The sequence below is a fragment of the Streptomyces sp. BV286 genome, assembly GCF_019090165.1.
Classification (GTDB): Bacteria; Actinomycetota; Actinomycetes; order Streptomycetales; family Streptomycetaceae; genus Streptomyces.
In genome coordinates this window covers 61,570-83,596 of record NZ_JAHRIB010000179.1, presented here as the reverse complement: position 1 = coordinate 83,596, position 22,027 = coordinate 61,570, and the positions used below count along the sequence as shown (strand labels likewise).

Sequence of the window (22,027 nt, the reverse complement as noted above, 5' to 3'; positions counted from 1 at the left end):
CCCGACGGCCGGCCGGCCCGCCTCGCCCGGCAGTTCGCTGCCGGGCGCGGGCGGCCCGGTCTCCGGCGCCGACGACGCCAGTCAGGACTCCGTCGCCCCGGGCGGCATCCCCGGCGGCTCCTCGCTCGCCTCCGCCCTGGCCGCGCTGCCCGAGGGGACCCGCCTGCGCGTCCGGACCGAGCAGGGGGAGACCCGCGCCTCCGTCGAAGGGCTTGAGCCCGGCGTGCACGAGCTGGAGGCCACCGCCCCCGACGGACGCACCGCGCGCGCCCACCTCGTCGTCGCGCCGACGAGACTGCCCGAGCCCCCGGGGCGCACGTACGGCCTGCTCGTGCAGGTCTACTCACTGCTCTCCCGGCACTCCTGGGGCATGGGCGACCTCGGCGACCTGGCCGAACTGACGGCCTGGGCGGGGCGTGCGCTCGGCGCCGGCTTCGTACAGGTCAACCCGATGCACGCGGCCGTGCCCGGCGCGCCCACCGACCCCTCCCCGTACCGCCCCTCCTCGCGCCGCTACCCCGACCCCGTCTACCTGCGCGTCGAGGACGTCCCCGAGTTCGCGTACGCCGGCGACCGCGACCGCGTCCGGGCGCTCCTGGAGAGGGCCGACCGGCTGCGCGAATCCGTGCTGCACAAGGGCGCGTTGATCGACCGTGACGCCGTGTGGGAACTGAAGCGCGAGGCCCTGGAGCTGGTGCGGGACGTGCCGCTCGGGCCCGGCCGCCGGGCCGCCTACTGCGACTTCCTCGCCGAGGAGGGCGAGGCGCTGGAGGACCACGCCACGTGGTGCGCGCTCGCGGAGGTGTACGGCTCCGACTGGAAGGGGTGGCCGCCGGGGCTGCGCGACCCCCGCTCGGCCGAAACGGCCCGCGCCCGCGGCGAGTTGATGGACCGCGTCGACTTCCACAGCAGGCTCGCCTGGCTGACGGACGCCCAGCTCGCCACCGCCCAGCGCAGCGCCCGCGACGCCGGCATGACCGTGGGACTCGTGCACGACCTCGCCGTGGGAGTCCACCCGGGCGGCGCCGACGCCTGGGCGCAGCAGGAGTACTTCGCGGCCGGCATGTCGGTCGGCGCGCCCCCGGACGCGTTCAGCGTCCAGGGCCAGGACTGGGGGCTGCCGCCCTGGCGCCCGGACCGCCTCGCCGAGTCCGGCTACGCCCCGTACCGCCGCCTCCTGCGCGCCCTCTTCCGGTACGCGGGCGCCCTCCGTATCGACCACGTCATGGGCCTCTTCCGCCTCTGGTGGGTGCCGCAGGGCCGCCCCGCCACCGAGGGCACGTACGTCCGTTACGACGCCGAGGCCATGCTCGCCGTCCTCGCGCTGGAGGCCTCCCGCGCCGGAGCCCTGGTGATCGGGGAGGACCTCGGCACCGTCGAGCCCGGAGTGCGGGAGACCCTCCAGGAACACGGGGTGCTCGGCACCTCCGTCCTCTGGTTCGAACGCGACTGGGACGGTACGGGGCTGCCGCTGCCCCCCGAACAATGGCGCACCGACTGCCTCGCCACCGCCACCACCCACGACCTGCCGCCCACCGCGTCCCGCCTCACCGGGGACCACGTCGAACTCCGCGACCGCCTGGGCCTGCTGACCCGCCCGGTGGACGAGGAGCGGGCCGAGGCCGCCGCCGACGTGGGGGAGTGGCTGGCGCTGCTCGCCCGGCTCGGACTGCTCCAGGGAGCGGCAGGCGGAGTGTCCGAACAGTCGGAGGAGGCGGAGATCCAGGCCGTGCACCGCTTCCTGCTGCGCACTCCCGCCCGCCTCGTCGGGGTCTGGCTCCCGGACGCCGTCGGCGACCGCCGACCGCAGAACCTGCCGGGCACCTGGGACCAGTACCCGAACTGGCGCCTGCCCGTCGCCGACGCCGAAGGGCGCCCCGTCACGCTGGAGGAACTCGCCGCCTCGCCCCGGCTGCACGCCCTCGCCGAGGTGGTGCGCGAAGGCCGGACCACCGGCGGGTGCGGGCAGGCCGGTTGAGGCCCGAGGGCCCCGTACGGCACCCCCGGGCGCGCGGCCGGATCGGGGGTTCGCTACGTTTGCACCGTGGACAAGAAGAACGCCCTGCGCGCCGGCGCCCTGGCTGCCGGTACGACGCTGATGATGCTGCTCATGTCGTCCCCGGCGCTCGCGCTGACGCCCGACGACGGTGACGACCCCGCCCAGAAGCTGAGCGTCATCGAGACGCTGGGCCTCTATGTCGTGGCGCCGATCGGGCTGTTCCTGCTGATCGCGGGCCTGGTCTGGGTGCTCGACGGCTCGACCGACCGGCAGCCCAGGCGCAAGCCGGGAGGCAAGGGCCAGGGCAAGATGCAGGGCCCTGACCAGGTGCGCGCCACTTCCTGACCTCGGTCCCCTCCGAGTTCGAGTCTTCTTCCGAGGGCACCGTTCTCGCACCCGTACGCGACTGATGCCGTACGGGCGCGAGGACGGTGCCCTCGACGTGTTCCCGTCGACGGATGGACGGACAGACGGATGGACGGACGGACGGCCGGCCGGTTATGGATGACGCGTGACGGGTGACGGGTGACAGGTGAGGTGTTGCGGGCGGCCGTCCGGCGTCGGCGGACGGCCGGTTCCCGGGGTTCCGGTCTCAGTCGAGCGGGCCGGGGTGCGGGGCGGTCACATAGCGCTGGACGGTCGGCGCGAGCCAGGCCACGATCTCCTCGCGGTGCAGGGCCACGCTCGGCGGGAAGCGCAGGACGAACCGGGTCAGGGCCATGCCCAGCATCTGTGACGCGACGAGCGCGGCGCGGGCCGGAGCCTGCTCGGGGTCGGGGCACACGCGCAGCGCGACCGGCAGCAACTGTTCCTTGAAGATGCCCTGCATGCGCTCGGCCCCGGCGGCGTTGGTGACCCCGACCCGCAGCAGTGCGGTGAGCACCTCGTTCTTCTCCCACAGATCCATGAAGTGCTCCACGAAGATGCGGCCGACGTCCGCCTTCGGCACCTTGTCCGGCACGGGCAGGCGCAGGTCGATGTCGACGGCCGCCGCGAAGAGACCCTCCTTGTTGCCGTAGTAGCGCATCACCATCGAGGGGTCGATGTTCGCGTCGCGGGCGATGGCGCGGATGGTCGCGCGCTCGTATCCGTCGGCGGCGAAGCGCTCGCGCGCCGCGGCCAGGATGGTGGCGCGGGTCGCGTCGGAGCGGCGGGGCTGGGGGGACTCCGGGGTCGAGTCGGCGTCGTTCATGACAACAAGCGTAGGCCAACGTCCGTATGCCAACAAGTGTTGACGACCTGGAGAGGGTCGCCCTATGGTGGCAACAGGCGTTGGCCTACAAGTGTTGGCAAACGCCTGTTGGTGACCGGTTGTCGGTCACCGGCTGCCGGTCGGGCACCCCTCGACCGGCAACCCCGTGGGCATCAGGAGGCCGCCATGAACGGCAAGATCCGTACCGACGTCGAAACCGGCTCCGCCACCGACACCGGCTCCGCCTCCGGTGCGGGCGCCGCCTCCCGCGGGGTCCTCGTCGTCGGCGCCGGCCCCACCGGGCTGCTGCTGGCCGGCGACCTCGCCACCGCGGGCATCCCCGTCACCCTCGTCGAGAAGCGCTCGCACGGGATCAGCAACCTGTCCCGAGCCTTCGTCCTGCATGCCCGCACGCTGGAGCAGCTCGACGCCCGGGGTCTCGCCGACGAGCTGGAGGCCAAGGGCCGGCCCCTCGACCGGATGAGGCTCTTCGCCCGGCTGACCATCGACCTCACCACTCTCCCCTCCCGCTTCAACCACCTGCTCGTGCTGCCGCAGTACGAGGTGGAGAAGGTGCTGGAGCGGCGCGCGGTGGAGGCGGGAGTGCGGTTCGCCCACGAGACCGAGGTGACGGGGCTGGCGCAGGACGAGGACGGGGTGACCCTTCGCGTGCGCGGGCCCGGCGGGGAGGCCGGGGAGCTGCGGGCCGCGTACGTCGTCGGAACGGACGGGATGCGCAGCGCCGTGCGGGAGGCGGTGGGGCAGCCGTTCCCCGGGCGGTCGGTGATCCGTTCCGTCGTCCTCGCGGACGTCAGGCTCGCCGAGGAGCCCGCGACACTGCTGACCGTGAACGCGGTCGGGGACGCGTTCGCGTTCCTCGCGCCCTTCGGGGACGGCTACTACCGGGTGATCGGCTGGCACCGGGGCCGTGACGTCGCCGACGACGAGCCGCTCGGCCTCGACGAGGTCAAGGAGATCACCCGGCTCGCCCTCGGCCGTGACTTCGGTATGCACGACGCCCGTTGGATGTCCCGCTTCCACAGCGACGAGCGACAGGCGCCGGAGTACCGGGTGGGGCGTGTGTTCCTCGCCGGGGACGCCGCGCACGTGCACACCCCGGCCGGCGGACAGGGTATGAACACCGGTCTCCAGGACGCCGTGAACCTGAGCTGGAAGCTCGCCGCGACGCTCGACGGACACGCCCCCGCGGGCCTGTTGGACACCTACCAGGCCGAGCGCCACCCCGTCGGCAGGTCCGTCCTGCGCAGCAGCGGTGGGATCGTGCGGCTCGCGATGGCAAAGCGGCCCTGGACGCTGGCGGCCCGCGCCCTGCTCACCACGTTCCTCGGGCATGCCAGGCCGGCCCGCACGCGCATGATCGGCCGGATCACCGGCATCGGCTTCGCCTATCCGGCCCCGCGCGGCGCCCACCCCCTGGTCGGCGGACGCGTCCCGGACCTGGCCCTGCGGGAGGGGCGCCTGTACGAGGTGCTGCGGGACGGCAGGTTCGTCCTCGTCACCCCGGCCGGGGCGGACGCCGGGCGGGGTCCGGACGCCCGCCGGGGCCTCGGCGGTGACACCCGCAAGGACCGGCTCGGCGTGGCGCACTGGGCGAGCGACCGCCGTACGACCCTGCTGGTGCGGCCGGACGGGTACGTGGCCTGGGCGGCCGAGTCGCCGACCGCCGAGGAGACGGAGACGGCGCTGGCCGGGGCCCTCGGGAGGAGCTGACCGCCGCCTCCGGCCCCCGCCATCCCCCGTCGGCCCTCGCCATCCCCGTCGACCCCCGCTGGCCCCGGCCGACCGGCGTAGACCGGCGTCGACGGAGCCGACGGAGCCGACGGAGTCGACCGGCCTGTCGGGCCTCAAGGCTGTCGGCGGGAGCCGGCCGCCTCTCGGGACCCGCTGCCCTACCGGTGGTCCGGCTCGCCCGTCCCCGACAGCAACTGACGCAACAGGTCGGCCAGTTGGCCGGCCTGTTCGTCGTCGAGGGCGGACAGCGCCTCCGTCTGGACGGCGAGCCCGGCCCCGACCGCCTCGTCGACCAGCGCCAGCCCCTTGTCCGTGAGCGTCACCTGGAGGGCCCGGCGGTCGTGGGGGTCGGGGGAGCGGCGGACGAGGCCGGCCCGCTCCAGCTTGTCGAGCCGCCCGGTCATGCCGCCGGTGGTCAGCATCAGCGAGGCCGAGAGCTGGCGGGGCGAGAGGCTGAACGGGGCCCCGGACCGCCGCAGCGTGGCGAGCGCGTCGAACTCGCCCCGCGAGATCCCGAGTCGCGCGTACGACTTCTCCATCCGGTCGCCCATCGCCCGTGAGAGCCGGAAGACGCGGCCGAAGACCTCCATCGCGGCCGTGTCCAGGTCGGGCCGGACGGCGGCCCACTGGTCGATGATCGCGTCCACGGGATCCCCGGGTGGCTTGCTGGAGCTCATGGGACGAGTATCCGCACCGCACCGCTCGGCGGCAAGAAAGAAGCTTGACAGAAAGTAGCTTAGGGGTAAGTTACTTCTTACCGAGTCATTAACCCTCCGCCCGCCCGGGAGCCGGTCATGAAACGCTTCGCCGCCACCTCCGCCCCCGCCGAAACCCGTGCGGCCGCGACCTCCGTCACCATCGCCCTCACGGCTCTCGCCCCCGTCTCCTGGGGCAGCACCTACTTCGTCACCACGGAGTTCCTCCCGGCGGACCGGCCCCTGTTCACGGGCCTGATGCGCGCCCTGCCCGCCGGGCTCGTCCTGCTCGCCCTCGCCCGCAGGCTGCCGCACGGCGTGTGGTGGTGGAAGGCGGCGGTCCTGGGCGCGCTGAACATCGGCGCCTTCTTCCCGCTCCTCTTCCTCTCCGCCTACCGCCTGCCCGGCGGCATGGCGGCGGTGGTCGGCTCCGTCGGGCCGCTCTTCGTCGCGGGCCTCGCGGCGGTCCTGCTCGGTGAACGTCCGACCTCGCGCACGGTCCTCACCGGCATCGCCGCGGCCCTCGGTGTGAGCCTGGTCGTCCTGGAGGCGGCCGGCTCGCTGGATACCGTGGGGCTGCTGGCCGCCCTCGCCTCCACCGCGTCGATGGCCACCGGAACGGTCCTGACGAAGAGGTGGGGCCGGCCCGAGGGCGTGGGCCCGCTCGCGCTCACCGGCTGGCAGCTGACGGCCGGCGGGCTGCTGATCGCCCCGCTCGCGCTGCTCCTGGAGGGCGCGCCGCCGGCGCTCGACGGGCGGGCCGTCGGCGGATACGTCTATCTGGCCCTGGTCAACACGGCGGTCGCGTACTGGCTCTGGTTCCGCGGCATCGGCCGGCTCACCGCCACGCAGGTCACCTTCCTCGGACCGCTCTCCCCGCTGACGGCGGCCGTCATCGGCTGGGCGGCGCTCGGCCAGGCACTGGGAGGAGTCCAACTGGCAGGCATGGGCCTGGCCTTCGCCGCCACGGTCCTCGGCCAGCTCGGGCCGCGCCCCGGCCCGGCCGCCCCGAAGCGGGGAGTGGTCCGGGAAGGCCCGGTGCGCGAGGAGACCCCGGTGGCGATCACGGCGGCTGCGCGCCGGTAGCCCGCGGGGCCGGGTTCGACCTGGCCCCGCCCAGGCGACCCGCGGAGAACGGCACGGGCCCAGGGGTGCGAAGCCTGCCCCCTGGGACCGTTCCGTGCCGTTCCGTGCCGTGCTGTGCCGTCCTGTTCCGGGCCGGCTCTCCCCGGCGAGGTGGAGAGCTCCTGCGCGTCACCGTCACCGCCACCGCCACCGCCGCCTTCGTAATCCGACCCGGGTGACAGAGCCCAACGCGGTCAGGCCCGTTCGGAGCCCGGTACGGTCGCGGCGGCCGGGGCGACGGACGCCAGGGTGATGGACGCCGGGGTGACGGCCCCCGGGAGGTCCGTCACGGATGATCCGGCGGGCGCCCCCGCGGGCGGTCACCGGTGGCATATTCCCCTGGCTGACCTGGTGTCGCGGCCGCCACAAGGGCCCCTTGACACCCCGACCCGGCACATCGAGCCTTGACGGGGCGTGGCCCCCGGACCCCCGGACCACCCGTCAAAACGCTCAACGTCCGTACAAAGGTAAGGAGTTGGCGTGAGGGTCAAGGGTGCCGGCCGGGGAAACCCGTATCCCACCGTCGACGAGGTGGCGCGCGGGGCGCGGGCGATGGCCCGGGCGCGGCCGGACGTCGTGCGCCTGCGCGCGGTGGGCGCCTCGCGGGCCGGCCGGCCGCTGTGGCTGCTGTCCGCGGGCCGCGGGGACCGGCACGTGCTCACCGTCGCCGGTGCCCACGCCAACGAACCGGTCGGCGGCGCCTCCTCCCTGAGCCTCGCCGAGGACTTCCTGGGCGACCCGCGCCTCCTGGAGGAACTCGGCTGCACCTGGCACTTCCTGCTCTGTCTGGACCCGGACGGCACGACCCTCGGTGAGCGCAGGTTCGTCGGACACCCGGCATCGGCATCGGCATCGGCGTCGGCGTCGACCCGGACGCCGACCCTGGACGGCTACTACCGCGGCTTCTACCGGCCGGCGTTCATCAGCCAGCCGGAGTTCCCGCCCGTGGAGAGCGACCCGCACGACTCGATGCCCGAGTCCCGGGCGCTGATCCGGCTCATCGACGAGCTGCGGCCCGTGGCCCAGTTCTCCCTGCACGGTGTCGAAGTAGGCGGATCGTTCCTGCAGTTGACCTGTCCCGTGCCCGGGGCGCCGCGTGCCTTCCGCTCCGTGGCGGCGGAGCTCGGCATCCCGCTGGAGTACCGGCCGTTCGACGGCATGGGCTGGTTCGTCGACAGTCCGGGCGTCCTCGTCCTGCCCGACGGCAGCCCCGCCGAGGAACGCGACCCGTCCGGCTACGTCTCCCAGTCGACCTGGATGTACGCGATGCGGCACGGGACGGTGTCGGCCGTCGTGGAGGCGCCCCTGTGGAGCGTGGCCGCCGTCAGCGACCCGAGCCCGGTCGCACGGCCCCAGCTGGAGATCTCCCGGGCCGCCGAGATCCTGCTGAGCCGCGCCAAACAGCTGGAGAAGGTCCTCGGCGAGCTGGCCGACCGGCCGCCCGGGGACGAACGCCGGCTGCCGTTCCACACCGCCGCGCGCGAGCTCATGGACATCGGCCCCGGAGTGGTGGACACCTGGAACAACCATGACGCCCACGGCCTCGGCGACGCCGAACTCGCCACCACCGTCGGCAACTCCGCGTCCCTGGGCATCGCCGCCCGCCGCATCCCGCTGCGGGCCGCCGCCATGATGCGCAGCGCCCTGGACGAACCGCCCGAGGCCCTCGACCTCCTCGTGCGCGAGTGGAGCCGCGAGCTGCGTGCCACCTTCGACACCCGCTGGGTACCCGTGCACCGGCAGACGGCCCTGCACACCCGCACGATGCTCCATCTCGCCCGGCAGCTCCTCGGTACGTGAAACTCGGTACGTGAAAGGGGCGCCCGGCAAGGCACCGGGCGCCCCTTTCACGTACGGCCTGTTCGGCCCGTACGGCCTACTCGGCTGCTGCCGCCGCCGCGTCCGCCGCCTGGGCCTTCAGCGCGCGCTCCACGCCGGAGCGGGACTCCGAGATCAGCCGCCGCAGCGCCGGGCTCGGCTCGGCCGAGGCCAGCCACTCGTCCGTCTTCGCCAGGGTCTCGGCGGACACCTGGATCGAGGGGTAGAGACCGACCGCGATCTGCTGGGCCATCTCGTGCGAACGCGAGTCCCAGACGTCCTTGACCACCGCGAAGTACCTGTCCGTGTAGGGGGCGAGCAGCTCGCGCTGGCCCGTCTCCACGAAACCGCCGATCACGGCCTCCTGAACGGCGTTCGGGAGCTTGTCGGACTCGACGACCGAGGCCCAGGCCTCGGCCTTCGCCTCCTCGGTCGGGCGGGCCGCCCGCGCGGTCGCCGCGTGGCGCTCGCCGGCGGCGGTCTTGTCCCGCTCGTACTCGCCCGCGATCTCGGCGTCGTCGAAACGGCCCACGGCCGCGAGCCGCTGTACGAACGCCCAGCGCAGCTCGGTGTCGACGGCCAGGCCCTCGATGGTCGCCCGGCCGTCCAGCAGGCCCTCCAGGAGGTCCAGCTGCTCCGGCGTACGGGCCGTCGCCGCGAAGGCGCGCGCCCAGGCCAGCTGGTGGTCGCTGCCGGCCTCCGCGGACCGCAGGTGGGCCAGCGTGGCGTCCGTCCAGCGGGTCAGCAGCGCCTCGCGGGCCGTCGGGTCGGCGTACAGCTCGACGGCCAGCTTCACCTGCCGGTGCAGGGACTGCACGACGCCGATGTCCGACTCCTTGCCGATGCCGGAGAGCACCAGGGACAGGTAGTCGCGGGTCGCGAGCTCCCCGTCGCGCGTCATGTCCCAGGCCGAGGCCCAGCACAGGGCGCGGGGGAGGGAGGCCTCGAAGTCGCCGAGATGCTCGGTGACGAAGGCGAGGGACTGCTCGTCGAGACGGACCTTCGCGTAACTGAGGTCGTCGTCGTTGAGCAGGATCACGGCCGCGCGCCGCCTGCCCACCAGCTCGGGCACGGCGGTCAGTTCGCCGTCGACGTCCAGCTCCAGCCGCTCGTCCCGTACGAGCTTGCCGCTGTCGTCGTCGAGGTCGTACAGGCCGACCGCGATGCGGTGGGGACGCAGTGTCGGCTCGCCCTTCGCGCCGGCGGGCAGGGCGGGAGCCTCCTGGCGGATCGCGAAGGCGGTGATGATCCCGTTCGCGTCCGTCTCGATCTCCGGGCGCAGGATGTTGATGCCCGCCGTCTGCAGCCACTTCTGCGACCAGGTGCTCAGGTCGCGCCCGCTGGTCTCCTCCAGCGCGCCGAGCAGGTCGGACAGACGCGTGTTGCCGTACGCGTGCGCCTTGAAGTACGCCTGCACGCCCCGGAAGAACTCGTCCTGGCCGACGTACGCGACGAGCTGCTTCAGGACGCTCGCGCCCTTGGCGTACGTGATGCCGTCGAAGTTGACGAGCACGTCGTCGAGGTCGTTGATCTCCGCCATGATCGGGTGGGTGGACGGCAGCTGGTCCTGCCGGTACGCCCACGTCTTCATGGAGTTGGCGAAGGTGGTCCAGGAGTGCGGCCAGCGCGAACCCGGCGCGTACGCCTGGCAGGCGATGGAGGTGTAGGTGGCGAACGACTCGTTCAGCCAGAGGTCGTTCCACCACTCCATCGTCACGAGGTCGCCGAACCACATGTGGGCCAGCTCGTGCAGGATGGTCTCGGCCCGGACCTCGTACGCCGCGTCCGTCACCTTGGAGCGGAAGACGTACTGGTCGCGGATCGTCACCGCGCCCGCGTTCTCCATCGCGCCCGCGTTGAACTCCGGCACGAACAGCTGGTCGTACTTCTTGAACGGGTACGCGTAGTCGAACTTCTCCTGGAACCACTCGAAGCCCTGCCGCGTGACCTCGAAGATCGCGTCCGAGTCGAGGAACTCGGCGAGCGAGGGCCGGCAGTAGATGCCCAGCGGGACACTCTGCCCGTCCTTCTCGTACACGCTGTGCACCGAGTGGTACGGGCCGACGATCAGTGCCGTGATGTACGTCGAGATCCGGGGCGTCGGCTCGAACTCCCAGATGTCGTCCTTGGGCTCCGGCGTCGGCGAGTTGGAGATGACGGTCCAGCCGCTCGGCGCCTTCACCGTGAACCGGAAGGTGGCCTTCAGGTCGGGCTGCTCGAAACTCGCGAAGACGCGGCGGGCGTCCGGGACCTCGAACTGGGTGTAGAGGTAGGCCTGCTGGTCGACCGGGTCGACGAAGCGGTGCAGCCCCTCACCGGTGTTCGTGTACGCGCAGTCGGCCACGACCCGCAGGACGTTCCGCCCGTCCAGGATCCCCGGGAGCGCGATCCGTGAGTCCTTGAAGACCTCGGCGGGGTCGAGAGCGTCACCGTTGAGGACGACTTCGTGGACGGCCGGAGCCACCAGGTCGATGAAGGACTCGACGCCGGTCTCGGCCGAGTCGAAGCGCACCGTGGTCACGGACCGGTAGGTGCCGCCCTCCTGCGCGCCGGAGAGGTCGAGATCGATCTCGTACGAGTCAACGGTGAGCAGCTGCGCCCGCTGCTGCGCCTCTTCGCGGGTCAGGTTTGTGCCAGGCACGCGGTCATCTCCTCGATATGTGTCAGTCGCGCCATCCTTCCACGGGAGCCGTGGGCAACGCGATGTCCGTTTCCCGCCGGTGGGAGGCGTGCGGGAGCGGGATGGTGGATCGCATGACGACGTACACCGCGCGACCCGTCGAACCGGGCGCACTGAAGGAACTCCGTGAGACCGACGACGCGGGGCGGCCCCGTGCTCCGTTCGCGGACGAGGAGGGCGGGAGCCCGCTGCGCTGCTGTCTGCGGCCCAGCCGGCCCGGCGAGCGCGTCACCCTCGTCTCGTACGCCCCGCTGCGGCGCTGGGCCGCCGCCACGGGGGCCGATCCCGCCGCGTACGACGAGCAGGGGCCGGTCTTCGTGCACACCGAGGAGTGCGCCGGGCCCGCGGGCGACGGACGGTACCCCTTCGCCCGGCCCGGTGTCCGGCGCGTCCTGCGCCGCTACTCGGCCGACGGCCGCATCCTCGGCGGGCACCTCCTGGAGATCCCGGAGCGGGCCGACGAGGCACTGGACACGGCGCTCACGGAGGCCTTCGCCGACCCCGAGGTGTCCCTGGTGCACGTCAGGGCCGTCGAGTACGGCTGCTTCCTCTACGAAGTGCGCCGCGCCTGACGTTCCGGGGCACGGGCCGGAGCGAAGGCCGGGAGGAGTGGTACGGGAAGGATGGGGAACCCGGTTCGAGTCAACTAGCCCAGCTATGACACGAGTTGAGGGGAAACATCCCAATGGCGGGAAAGCGTGTGTTAGGAGTCGCCACGGCGCTGGTGCTCAGCGCGGGCCTGGCGGCCTGCTCCGACGGCGACGACACGAAGAAGGCCCAGCCGAAGGACGGAGCGGACAAGGCGTCCGAGTCGCAGGTCGTACGGGCCGCCCACCGCAAGACGGCGGCGGCGGACACGGCGAAGATGACCCTCACCACCAAGGCGGCCACGACCGGCGAGTCCGTGACGGTACGCGGCGCGGGTGTGATGGACCTCGAGGACGGCGACAGCCGGATGACGCTGACCGCACAGGGTCAGGAGATCGAGCAGCGCGTCCTGGACGGCATCGTCTACCAGAAGCCGCCCGCCGCACAGCGCAAGCAGCTCGAACTGCCCCGGAACAAGACCTGGATGAAGATCGACCCCGCCCGGCTGAGCGGTTCGAACGGTCAGGTCAGCGACCCGGCCGAGTCCTTCGCGTACACCAAGGGCGTCAACGACCGCGACGTCACCAAGGTCGGGACGGAGACGATCGACGGGGCGCGCACCACGCACTACCGCGTCAAGGTCGACGTGGAGGCGCTGGCCGAGGGCGACGCGGCCAGGGCGGAGCAGCTGCGGGAGCAACTGGGCACCTCGACGCTGCCGCTCGACATGTGGCTCGACGAGCAGGGCAGGCTGCGACAGGAGACCATCCGGCTCACGCTGAGGCCCAAGGCCGAGGACGGTCAGAAGAGCCAGAAGGTCACCAGCACCACCACGCTCAAGTTCAGTGACTTCGGCACCGAGGCCGACGTCGAGGCGCCGGCCGCCGCCGACACGGTGGACGTCACCAAGAAGCTCGCAGACGCCTCGAAGGCCCAGGGCACGGCCTGACCGTCCCGCCGGACCCGTAAGGGGCGCGGGGAGCCGCCCGCTCAGCTCTGGACCAGCTCTCGACGGGCGGCACCGGTCCACGGCGGCACCGCGGGGACGCACGGCCGCCGGGCGAACGAGCCGAGGCCGACCAGGCTGCGCCTGGTCGGCCTCGGCTCGTTCCTGTCTGTCCCGTCCGGTCGCGGCAGCGGTCAGCTGAGTTCCGCCGCCACCAGCTCCGCGATCTGGACCGCGTTCAGGGCCGCGCCCTTGCGGAGGTTGTCGCTGGAGACGAACAGGGCGAGGCCGTGCTCCACGGTCTCGTCGGCGCGGATGCGGCCGACGAAGGACGGGTCCTGGCCGGCGGCCTGGAGGGGGGTCGGGATGTCCGAGAGGACCACGCCCGGGGCCCCGGACAGCAGCTCGGTGGCGCGCTCCACGGTCAGCGGACGCGCGAAACGGGCGTTGACCTGGAGCGAGTGGCCCGAGAAGACCGGGACGCGGACGCAGGTGCCGGAGACCTTGAGGCCCGGGATCTCCAGGATCTTGCGGGACTCGTTGCGGAGCTTCTGCTCCTCGTCCGTCTCGTTCAGGCCGTCGTCGACGATCGAACCGGCCAGCGGGAGGACGTTGAACGCGATGGGCCGCTCGTAGACCTGCGGCTCCGGGAAGTCGACCGCCGAACCGTCGTGGGTCAGCCGGTCCGCGTCGGCGACGACCTTCTGCGCCTGGCCGTGCAGCTCGGCGACACCGGAGAGACCGGAGCCGGAGACCGCCTGGTAGGTGGCGACGACGAGGGCCTCCAGGCCCGCCTCCTCGTGGAGGGGCTTCAGCACGGGCATCGCGGCCATCGTCGTGCAGTTCGGGTTGGCGATGATCCCCTTGGGCCGGTCCGCGACGGCGTGCGGGTTGACCTCGGAGACGATCAGCGGGACCTCGGGGTCCTTGCGCCAGGCCGAGGAGTTGTCGATCACGACCGGGCCCTGGGAGGCGACCTTCTCGGCGAGGGCCCTGGACGTGGCGCCACCCGCGGAGAACAGCACGATGTCGAGGCCGGAGTAGTCGGCGGTGGAGGCGTCCTCCACGGTCACCGTCTTGTCCTTGTAGGCGATCGTCGAACCGGCCGAACGGGCCGAGGCGAACAGACGCAGCGTCTCCACCGGGAAGTCGCGCTCGGCGAGGATCCTCAGCATGACCGTGCCGACCTGACCGGTGGCTCCGACGATTCCTACCTTCACAGCGACTCCTTTTGCCTGTTCGTTACTGGCCAGCGTTTCCATCATGCGTCTCACCCCGGCCCACGTGTCCAATCCTTTGCCCGCGAAGTGGACGCTCCCGGGGCCCGGAGCGGTCCGCCCACGGCCCTCCGCCGGTCGGGCCCCCTCCCTCCTGATCTGCAGATATCCCCTCGGCAGCCGTCGCGGACCGGAAGCTGTGCCGGGTCGGCGCACCGGTCACGGGCATTCGTCCAGCCCCGGGACCGCCCGGAGAGCGGGAAGGCCGCCCCGTCCCGCGGGTGAGGATCGTCTCGGTTTCCCCTCCGGTGTGACGTACGCCTCCATCGCCCCGGCCTGCCCCTCCGGCCCGCCGCGGGAGTGGAGACCGCGTGACGCGCAGGGGCGGGAGACGCGAAGGGCCGGAATCCGTGAAAGCCGGTCGAACGTTTTTCGCGCCACCGGCGTCCTAGAGGAAACGCGGTGAGGGGAGGGGTGGCTGTGCTGCGCAGAAAAGCCCGCCGCGTCCAGGGGGTCGGGGAGTACGACGGGGGAACTCCCGACGACCCCCTGGACGCGGCGCAGGAGCGCCGGGTGCGTGCGGTGCTCGCGCTCGGCGGGGTGCCGCAGACGGACCTGCCGGACGGGGTACAGCAGGTACGTCTGCGGCTCCTGGAACGGGCGGCGAGCGGGGCCGAGGCGCCCCGTGACGTGTCGGCGTGGGCGGCGGTCGTCGCCTCGAACCTGGCCATGGACTGGCACCGGGCCAGGCGCAGGCAGGAGCGGATCGGCGAACGCCTGGCCTCGCTGAGGCCCGCGGAGCACGCCGTGGCCGACGCGGGCGAGGACACGAAGGTGCTGTCGCTCGCCGTGGCCCGGGGGCTGGACGAGCTGCCCGACGCCCAGCGGCAGATCCTCGTGCTGCGCTTCTACGCCGACCTGCCCGTCCGCGGGATCGCCGAGGAGCTCGGCATCCCGGAGGGCACGGTCAAGAGCAGGCTGCACACGGCGGTCCGCGCGCTGCGCGCCCGCCTGCACGAGGACGAGGTGGTGTGACGTGGCCGAGTACGAAGGAATGGACGCGCTGCTGGCCGCGATCACGGACGAACCCCTTCCCGAGGGGGCCCGGGACGACGCGGAGTTCCTGGCGGAGCACCGGTCGGCGGTCGCGGACGTGGCCCTGCTGAGGGAACAGCTGCGGATCATGGGGGACACCCTGGCCGCGACGGCACCGGCCGGGACGGGTCCGGCCGGGACGGCATCGCGGGCGACCGTGGGGAAGGCGCCGGGTCCGGGGCGTGTACCGCCCCGGGCATCCGCGCCGCTCCGGCCTCCGAAGAGGGAGGACCGGCCCCGGCGGTCGCGCCGGTTGCGGCACTACGCGGGCGCGGCCGTGGTCCCGCTCGTGCTGGCGGCGGGCACGGCGATGCTCGGCGGCCTGGTGTGGCTCGGCGTGCAGGGAGGTGCCCGCAGCGACGCGGGCGCGAAGGACTCGTCGGCCGTGCAGAGCGAGGCGGGCGGCGATCTGGGCTACACCCCGGAGATGCACATCGCGTGCTCGAAGATCCTCGTCGAGGGGACCGTGCAGAGCATCACGGCCGCGGGCGAGGAGAACGTGCACGTCGTCCTGAAGGTGAAGCGCTACTACCGCCCCGAGCGGTCGGTGGCGGACCACCCGACGATCCGGGTCACGCTGCCGGAGAGCGCCCGCGAGGACCTGAAGCCCGGCACGTACACCCTGGTGCGGGTGCCGGTGCACCCCGAGGACCGGCAGGACTGGGAGACCGGCTGGGGCGTCGGCGACGTCCGCAAGGGCCTTCTGGAGGCACTGCCGGGCGCACGTGGCCTGACGTGCGCGGGCCCGCAGGGCGGCGCGGGCTGACGGACACGGCGAGGGCGGGCGCCCGGTGGAACCGGACGCCCGCCCAGGGCCGTTCAGAGAGCCACGCCGACTACGGCGTGACCTTCTCGATCAGCACACTGCCGGTGCCCGCCACGGTGCCCCGGGCGTTCACGAGCTGCACGCGCCCGAAGAACGTCCGGCCCTCCGGCGGCGCCGAACTCGCGACGACCTTCGCCGCGACCGACGTCGAGGCGCCCGTCGCGAGCTTCACGGGGGTCGCGTCGACCTGGACCTCGCCGAGCGACGGCGCGAAGTACACGTCGAGGTAGTCGTACGCCGTGGTGCCCGCCGGAACCGAGTAGCCGACGACCTTCACGGTGTACGTGCCGGCCGAGGGCGACGGGATGGAGACGGACTCCTCGGAGTCCCCGTCCGCGGACTGGCCGACCTCGTTGCCCTGCGCGTCGTAGACCGTCAGGTCCAGGTCGGCGGAGGCGTCCGAGACGTTGCCGATGGTCACGTCGAGCGAACCGGCGCCCGCGGGCACGTCCACCGTGGTGGTGTCCGTGGCGCCCTGGGCGATGGTCGGCCGCGTGCTCTTCGAGGAGCCGAGCGGGCCGCCCTTGAGCGCACCGTCGACCGCGACGAGCTTGTTCGTCACCTTCCAGGAAGCCGGGGCCGGGGTGCCGACCTTGGCCTCGGGGACGGTCACGACCGCCGGGTCGAACTCGGCCCCCAGCACCTCGACGTTCAGCTTGTACGGGTTGTCGAGCAGCGGCGACGTACGGCGCGACTCGACCTCGATCTCCCAGACGCCCGGCTGCGGGTTCGCGTAGGCGCGCACGTCGGGCTTGCAGCCGTTGCCGTCGAGGTAGTTGTTGTAGCAGAACGGGGTGCCGGTGGTGTCGACCGGAACGCCGTACGGGTGGATGGCGATGAACCGGGTCTGGCTCTTGTCCTTCAGCCCGCCGATCGCGACCTCGAGGGTCTGGGCGCCCTCGGGGACGGTCACGAAGTACGACTTGTGGCTGTTGCGCTGGACCTTGCCGGACGCCGAGTAGGTGTACTTCAGCGGGGCGGCGACCACGACCGTGTTGAGGACCTGCTTGTCGATGCCCTCGGTCCGCGGGTCGTCGAGCTCCAGGATCGCGCTGCTCAGACCGGAGTTCTCCGGCTTGGCCGCGATCTTCACCGTCACCGGCTTGTTCAGCGGGAGCGAGATCTCGTCGCTGCCGACGATCCGGAACGTCTTGTCCCGGTTGTTCTCCAGGTGCAGCTCGTGCCGGATCGGACGGTCGGCGCCGGACGTACGGGTCAGGGTGACGTCGTACGTCTTCTTCTGACCGGCCTTCAGGCCGCCCTCGCGGTCGTAGATGCCGGTGCCGAAGCCCGGGGTCTTGAGCGCGAAGTCGATCGCGGTGTCGACCGGGGCCTTCACCGTGTACTCGTGGGCGGTGGCGCCGTCACGGATCGACTTCCAGGCGTCCGGGATGTTGATGAGGCCCACACCCTCCTCGTACGCCTGCGTGCCGCTGATGTGGTCGGCGGTCGAGGTCAGCGCGGTGCGCAGCTTCGCGGGCGTCAGGTCGACGCCCTTCTGCTTCGCCGCGCTCAGGAGCAGCGCGGAGGCGCCCGCGGCCTGCGGGGAGGCCATCGAGGTGCCCTGGAGCATCGAGTAGCCGGGCGGCAGGGAGTAGCCCGCCTCGGCGACCGGGCCGCCGGGGAACCAGGTCTGCGTGGTGTTGATGGAGGCGCCGGGCGCGGTCAGCGTCGGTGTGAAGCCGCCGTCCTCACGCGGGCCGCGCGAGGAGAAGGGCAGCATCGCGTACTTCTTCGACACCTGCGAGCCGTAGTTGGACGCCCAGGTCTCCTTGGAGATGGACGCGCCGACCGAGATGACCTTGTCGGCCAGGCCGGGGTCGCCGATGGTGTTGGCGCCGGGGCCGGAGTTGCCGGCCGAGATGACCAGCTGCACGCCGTAGGTGTCGATGAGGCGCGTGTAGAGCTCGGCGCGCGCGTTGTTGCCGTCGTTCAGCGCCGGCAGGCCGCCGATCGACATGTTCACGATGTCGACGCCGCGGTTCGCGACGAGGTCGATCATGCCCTCGGTGAGCGCGACGTTCGTGCAGCCGCCGCTCCAGGTGCAGGCGCGGGAGGAGACGAGCTTCGCGCCGGGCGCCGCCCCGTTCATCTTCCCGCCGAACAGCTTGTTGGCGGCGGTGATGCCCGCGACGTGCGTGCCGTGCTCGGACTCGATGATGCCGATGTTGACGAAGTCGGCCTTCTTGCCGACCCAGGTGCCGCCCAGCGGGTCCATCGGGACGTCCTTGCGGATCTCCACGACGAACGGCACCCGCTCGACGATGTCCGTCGCCGGGTTGTCGGTACCGAAGTAGCCGATCTGGTAGCCGTCCTTGTACGGCTTCATCGACGTGTCGTCCGTGAAGTCGTTGTTGTCGTTCAGGTCGACGCGGACCGTGCCGGCCGCGGCGTCGTAGAGCACGCCCCAGCTGTCGGTCGTGTCGCCGTCGCGGTTCAGGTCGCCGTTCGCGTCGCCGCCGGTGGACGCCGACTCGCGGAAGCGGCTGACCGTGTAGTCGCCGGCCGGGGCCTTCCAGCTCTCGCCGTCGAAGGTGAAGGCCGGGCCCGAGCGGGCGTTGACCATGGCGCGCCAGGTCGCGTCGGCGTCGGCCAGCGGGTCGGTCGCCGTCACCCAGTCGACGATCTTGCGCTCGCCGGTCGTCGTCTTCTGCAGCGCGGGATGCGCCACGTCGACACCGGAGTCGAGGATGCCGATGGTGATGCCCCGGCCGTCCGCCTTCGGGTTCTTCTTCACGAAGTCGACGGCACCCGTCTCGAAGGACGGGTTGTACGGGTTCTCGGCGGGGGTGTTCCTGCCGGGCGCCGGGTACGCGGCGGCCGTCGGGGCCTTCTTCGCGCCCTTGGCCCGGTCGGCGGACGGCGTCGGGTCGTCCAGCATGATCTCCTGGCGCAGGTCGATGCCGTGCACGGAGGAGAGCTTGGAGGCCGCCTTGATGGCCGCCTCCGCCCTGGCGGTCGGGACGGTGGCGCGGACGTAGCCGAGCTTGTCGTGGGTGCGGCCCACGGAGCCGCCCTTCACCGCGTCCAGCTGCCCTGCGACCTGTTCGGTCTGCCCGGGCGCGGTGGCGATCATCATCGTGACGTTCTTGTCGCCGTCGGCCTTGGCCTCCGCGAGGAGGTCGGCGTCGGCCGAACCGAGCTTGGCACCGGCGGACTTGACCGCCGTGTCGGCGGGTGTGCCCGGATCGTCCGCGGAGAAGGCCATGGGTATCGGCCCTGCCGCGGAGAGGGCGGCCACGAGACCGGCGGCCACGGCTATGCGCGCCGCGCGTCTCGCGCCGGTGATCGGAGCTCGCTGAGGGTTGGGGGTCATCAGCATCCTTGTAGGTAAAGGAAAAAGTCCGTTCAAGATCGGATCGATCGCGTCAGTCCGGTATGTGGACCCGGATGACCGCTCAGCTTTACCCAGGAGGCGGATGTTTGGGGAGGGGTGACCGTAACGTGAAGTGTCCATGGCGTAATTCCGCCATACGTCATGCGTCCGATCTCCGGCCAAACCGGGACGTGCGGGTATCTCTGCCGTAACGTCTGCGCATGCACAAGGAGTTGAGGGTGGCGGCCTACGCCGTGTGTGTGCGGGACGGACGGATGCTCCTGGCGCGCTGGGTGGCGAGGGACGGCGCCCGGCGCTGGACGCTGCCCGGCGGCGGCATGGACCACGGCGAGGACCCGTACGACACCGTGGTCCGGGAGGCCGAGGAGGAGACCGGATACACCGTCGAGCCCGTCGCGCTGCTCGGCGTCGACTCGATCCGGCGCACCTATCCGCGCCGCCTCGGCACGGTCGCCGACTTCCAGGGGCTGCGGATCGTCTACGAGGCCCGTGTCACCGGCGGCGAACTCCGGTACGAGACCGGCGGCTCCACCGACATGGCGGCCTGGCACCCCCTCGACGAGGTGCCGGACCTGGACCGGGTGGAACTCGTCGACGTCGGGCTCGCGCTGTGGCGGGAGCGGCCGGCGGCCGGGCGTACGACGGCAGACCCCGGGCACCCGGAGGCTCCCGCCCGGGCTTCCGGACACCCTTCCGGTCCCCTTTCCGGGCCCCCCGCCGAGCGCCCCTCCGGACCGTCCGAAAACGCCGAGGAATAGCTTCCGTACCCACTCGGATGAACATGGAGTGACCGCCTCCCTGCGGTTCAGGGAGGGCTCGGTGGACGCGGAGGGTAGTCCAAGATCGACGTACGGTGATCTGCGCTGCCCGTTGCTGCCGAGTTAACGCACAGGTCATCCCCAGTGCCAACGATCCAGTACGAGCGGGAAGTTCGCGTGAGTGAACCACCCGCGACCACTGCCGACGCGTTCGCACTCGGGGAGACCGCGCCATGTCGCGCATACGCTCTGTCGCCACTGCCACTGCTCGTGACCGCCGCGCCTTCCTGGCCGCCACCGGGGCGGTGTCCCTCTCCGCGGGCATCGGCTTCGCGCTGCGCCCGGGAACCAGCGAGGCCGCCACCGACACCGCCGCCACCACCCACGGCCGGCCCGTCGCCGTCTCCCGCAGGGCGCCGGCCGCGCCCCTGGCCCCGTACACCCGGGGCACCACCCTGTCGACCGTCGCGGCCCCGCGCCCGGGCTCCGGGTTCCGGCGCCTCGGCGACGGGCCCGCCTGGCCGCGCGTCGTCCGCGGCGACCTCGCCGCCGCCAAGGCAGGCCGGGCCGGGCGGCGCACCGCGCTCGCCGCGTTCGTGCAGTTCACCGACCTGCACCTGGTCGACGTCCAGCATCCGCTGCGGTACGAGTACCTGCGCGCCCAGACCGCCAGCGCCTGGCGCCCCCAGGAGTCCCTGTCGGTGCCCGGCGCGGTCTCGCTCGTCGAGCGGGTCAACGCACTGCGCGGAGCGCCCGTCACCGGGTCCCCCCTGCACTTCGTGATGACCACCGGCGACAACACCGACAACAACGCCAAGACGGAACTGGACTGGTTCCTGAAGGTGATGAGCGGCGGCCGGATCACCCCCAACTCCGGTGACCCCACCCGCTACGAGGGCGTCCAGGACAGCGACCTCAAGCTGTACTGGCAGCCCGACGCGGCCCTGCGCGACGCCGACAAGCAGCTCGGCTTCCCCCGCATCCAGGGCTTCCTCGCCGCCGCGATCCGCGAGGTGCGCAGCCCCGGCCTCAACCTGCCCTGGTACTCCACGGTCGGCAACCACGACTCCCTGCCCGGCGGCTGCTACGCGCCCGGCGACTCCTTCTTCGCCGACTTCGCGGTCGGCGGCAGAAAGCTGATGACGCTCGACGAGTCGCTCGGCACCGCCATCTGGAAGAACGTCAAGAAGGGCGGCGACCCCAAGGGCGCCGACTTCAAGGCGATGCTCAAGTCCCAGGCGCGGAAGATGCGTTCGGTCACCCCGGACGAGGGCCGTGCCCCCTTCACCCCCGCCGAGTACCTCCGGGCCCACCTCGACCCGGCGCACGCGGGCGTGGGTCCCGTCGGACACGGCTACTCGCAGGCCAACCTCGCCGCGAAGACCCAGTACTACACGTTCCGCATCGCCGACGACGTCCTCGGTGTCAGCCTCGACAGCACGGACCCGGGCGGCCACTACGAGGGCTCCCTCGGCACCGCCCAGCTGCGGTGGCTGGAACGCACGCTGAAGGCGGCCGACAGGAACAAGGAACACGTCATCGTCTTCAGCCACCACACCAGCAAGTCCATGCGCAACCTCCGCGAGGACCCGGCCCACCCGGGGGAGCGGCGGCACGGCGGCGACGAGGTGCTCTCGGTGCTCGGCGCCCACCGCTCCGTGCTGGCCTGGGTGAACGGCCACAGCCACAAGAACGACATCACCCCGCACTCAGCCCCGGACGGCCGCTCCTTCTGGGAGGTCTCCACCGCCTCGCACGTCGACTTCCCGCAGCTCGCCCGGGTGATCGAGATCGCCGACAACCACGACGGCACGGTCTCCCTGTTCACCACGCTCATCGAGTCCGGCGCCCCGCACGGCACGGACTTCACGGACCTCTCGCAGACGGGCCTGGCCGCCCTCTACCGGGAACTGTCCTTCAACGCCCCGGGCGCCCGCACGGACCTGAGCGGCGAACCGGGCGACCGCAACACGGAACTCGTCCTGAAGAAGGGCTGAGG

General features: G+C 72.2%; 15 protein-coding genes and 1 pseudogene. 11 read left to right on the top strand and 5 right to left on the bottom strand.

Annotated features, from left to right (window positions below; genetic code table 11):
• Positions 1 to 1,978 (top strand): 4-alpha-glucanotransferase (malQ, locus tag KUF83_RS35050; RefSeq protein ID WP_217459073.1); only part of this gene is annotated, 1,978 nt, incomplete at its 5' end.
• A 66-nt stretch (positions 1,979 to 2,044) separates the two neighbouring features.
• Entirely contained in the window at positions 2,045 to 2,344 is a 300-nt protein-coding gene (locus KUF83_RS35045) for a hypothetical protein (RefSeq protein ID WP_217459072.1), read from the top strand.
• 247 nt (positions 2,345 to 2,591) lie between these two features.
• On the opposite strand, the gene KUF83_RS35040 is transcribed toward KUF83_RS35045, so the two are convergent.
• The gene (locus KUF83_RS35040; protein ID WP_217459071.1) at positions 2,592 to 3,191 is read right to left on the bottom strand and encodes a TetR family transcriptional regulator; all 600 of its coding nucleotides are present in this window, start codon (positions 3,189 to 3,191) and stop codon (positions 2,592 to 2,594) included.
• Between the two features lie 186 nt (positions 3,192 to 3,377).
• Here KUF83_RS35040 and KUF83_RS35035 point away from each other — a divergent pair, with 186 nt between their 5' ends.
• A complete protein-coding gene (locus KUF83_RS35035; protein WP_217459070.1) occupies positions 3,378 to 4,922 on the top strand; it encodes an FAD-dependent monooxygenase in 1,545 nt (514 codons plus the stop codon).
• Positions 4,923 to 5,101: 179 nt separating this feature from the next.
• Here the strand turns inward: KUF83_RS35035 and KUF83_RS35030 are convergent, their stop codons facing one another.
• A complete protein-coding gene (locus KUF83_RS35030; RefSeq protein ID WP_217459069.1) occupies positions 5,102 to 5,620 on the bottom strand; it encodes a MarR family winged helix-turn-helix transcriptional regulator in 519 nt (172 codons plus the stop codon).
• Positions 5,621 to 5,737: 117 nt separating this feature from the next.
• On the opposite strand from KUF83_RS35030, the gene KUF83_RS35025 reads away from it, so the two are divergent.
• Positions 5,738 to 6,724, top strand: coding sequence for an EamA family transporter (locus KUF83_RS35025; RefSeq protein WP_217459068.1), 987 nt, complete (start codon positions 5,738 to 5,740; stop codon positions 6,722 to 6,724).
• 519 nt (positions 6,725 to 7,243) lie between these two features.
• Positions 7,244 to 8,563, top strand: coding sequence for a M14 family zinc carboxypeptidase (locus KUF83_RS35020; RefSeq protein ID WP_308403277.1), 1,320 nt, complete (start codon positions 7,244 to 7,246; stop codon positions 8,561 to 8,563).
• 76 nt (positions 8,564 to 8,639) lie between these two features.
• Here KUF83_RS35020 and pepN read toward each other — a convergent pair whose 3' ends face one another.
• The gene (gene pepN, locus KUF83_RS35015) at positions 8,640 to 11,222 is read right to left on the bottom strand and encodes an aminopeptidase N (protein WP_217459067.1); all 2,583 of its coding nucleotides are present in this window, start codon (positions 11,220 to 11,222) and stop codon (positions 8,640 to 8,642) included.
• A gap of 113 nt (positions 11,223 to 11,335) precedes the next feature.
• Here pepN and KUF83_RS35010 point away from each other — a divergent pair, with 113 nt between their 5' ends.
• Complete coding sequence (locus KUF83_RS35010; RefSeq protein WP_217459066.1) at positions 11,336 to 11,833, top strand: DUF1203 domain-containing protein; 498 nt, start codon at positions 11,336 to 11,338, stop codon at positions 11,831 to 11,833.
• A 113-nt stretch (positions 11,834 to 11,946) separates the two neighbouring features.
• Positions 11,947 to 12,798 carry an LppX_LprAFG lipoprotein gene (locus KUF83_RS35005; protein WP_217459065.1) on the top strand — a complete coding sequence of 284 codons (852 nt, stop codon included), beginning with the start codon at positions 11,947 to 11,949 and terminating at the stop codon, positions 12,796 to 12,798.
• Between the two features lie 191 nt (positions 12,799 to 12,989).
• Here the strand turns inward: KUF83_RS35005 and KUF83_RS35000 are convergent, their stop codons facing one another.
• Positions 12,990 to 14,015 carry an aspartate-semialdehyde dehydrogenase gene (locus KUF83_RS35000; protein ID WP_217459064.1) on the bottom strand — a complete coding sequence of 342 codons (1,026 nt, stop codon included), beginning with the start codon at positions 14,013 to 14,015 and terminating at the stop codon, positions 12,990 to 12,992.
• A 471-nt stretch (positions 14,016 to 14,486) separates the two neighbouring features.
• On the opposite strand from KUF83_RS35000, the gene KUF83_RS34995 reads away from it, so the two are divergent.
• Both KUF83_RS34995 and KUF83_RS34990 read left to right on the top strand, forming a co-directional pair.
• Positions 14,487 to 15,047 carry a sigma-70 family RNA polymerase sigma factor gene (locus KUF83_RS34995; RefSeq protein ID WP_217459076.1) on the top strand — a complete coding sequence of 187 codons (561 nt, stop codon included), beginning with the start codon at positions 14,487 to 14,489 and terminating at the stop codon, positions 15,045 to 15,047.
• 1 nt (position 15,048) lies between these two features.
• Positions 15,049 to 15,873 (top strand): DUF4131 domain-containing protein, encoded by an 825-nt coding sequence (locus tag KUF83_RS34990; RefSeq protein ID WP_217459063.1) that lies wholly within the window; start codon positions 15,049 to 15,051, stop codon positions 15,871 to 15,873.
• A 70-nt stretch (positions 15,874 to 15,943) separates the two neighbouring features.
• Here KUF83_RS34990 and KUF83_RS34985 read toward each other — a convergent pair whose 3' ends face one another.
• The gene (locus tag KUF83_RS34985) at positions 15,944 to 19,249 is read right to left on the bottom strand and encodes a S8 family serine peptidase (RefSeq protein WP_217459062.1); all 3,306 of its coding nucleotides are present in this window, start codon (positions 19,247 to 19,249) and stop codon (positions 15,944 to 15,946) included.
• A 221-nt stretch (positions 19,250 to 19,470) separates the two neighbouring features.
• On the opposite strand from KUF83_RS34985, the pseudogene KUF83_RS34980 reads away from it, so the two are divergent.
• A pseudogene (locus KUF83_RS34980) lies at positions 19,471 to 19,908 on the top strand (NUDIX hydrolase); the annotation flags it as partial.
• A 353-nt stretch (positions 19,909 to 20,261) separates the two neighbouring features.
• Positions 20,262 to 22,025: a TIGR03767 family metallophosphoesterase gene (locus KUF83_RS34975; RefSeq protein ID WP_217459060.1), complete on the top strand. Its 1,764-nt coding sequence runs from the start codon at positions 20,262 to 20,264 to the stop codon at positions 22,023 to 22,025.
• Positions 22,026 to 22,027 lie beyond the last annotated feature (2 nt).

Bases quoted from the DNA above. Each gene is read 5' to 3' on its own strand.
- KUF83_RS35040 (WP_217459071.1), bottom strand. From the start codon at position 3,191: ATGAACGACGCCGACTCGACCCCGGAGTCCCCCCAGCCCCGCCGCTCC.
- KUF83_RS35035 (WP_217459070.1), top strand. From the start codon at position 3,378: ATGAACGGCAAGATCCGTACCGACGTCGAAACCGGCTCCGCCACCGAC.
- KUF83_RS35030 (WP_217459069.1), bottom strand. From the start codon at position 5,620: ATGAGCTCCAGCAAGCCACCCGGGGATCCCGTGGACGCGATCATCGAC.
- KUF83_RS35025 (WP_217459068.1), top strand. From the start codon at position 5,738: ATGAAACGCTTCGCCGCCACCTCCGCCCCCGCCGAAACCCGTGCGGCC.
- KUF83_RS35010 (WP_217459066.1), top strand. From the start codon at position 11,336: ATGACGACGTACACCGCGCGACCCGTCGAACCGGGCGCACTGAAGGAA.
- KUF83_RS35005 (WP_217459065.1), top strand. From the start codon at position 11,947: ATGGCGGGAAAGCGTGTGTTAGGAGTCGCCACGGCGCTGGTGCTCAGC.
- KUF83_RS34985 (WP_217459062.1), bottom strand. From the start codon at position 19,249: ATGACCCCCAACCCTCAGCGAGCTCCGATCACCGGCGCGAGACGCGCG.
- KUF83_RS34975 (WP_217459060.1), top strand. From the start codon at position 20,262: ATGTCGCGCATACGCTCTGTCGCCACTGCCACTGCTCGTGACCGCCGC.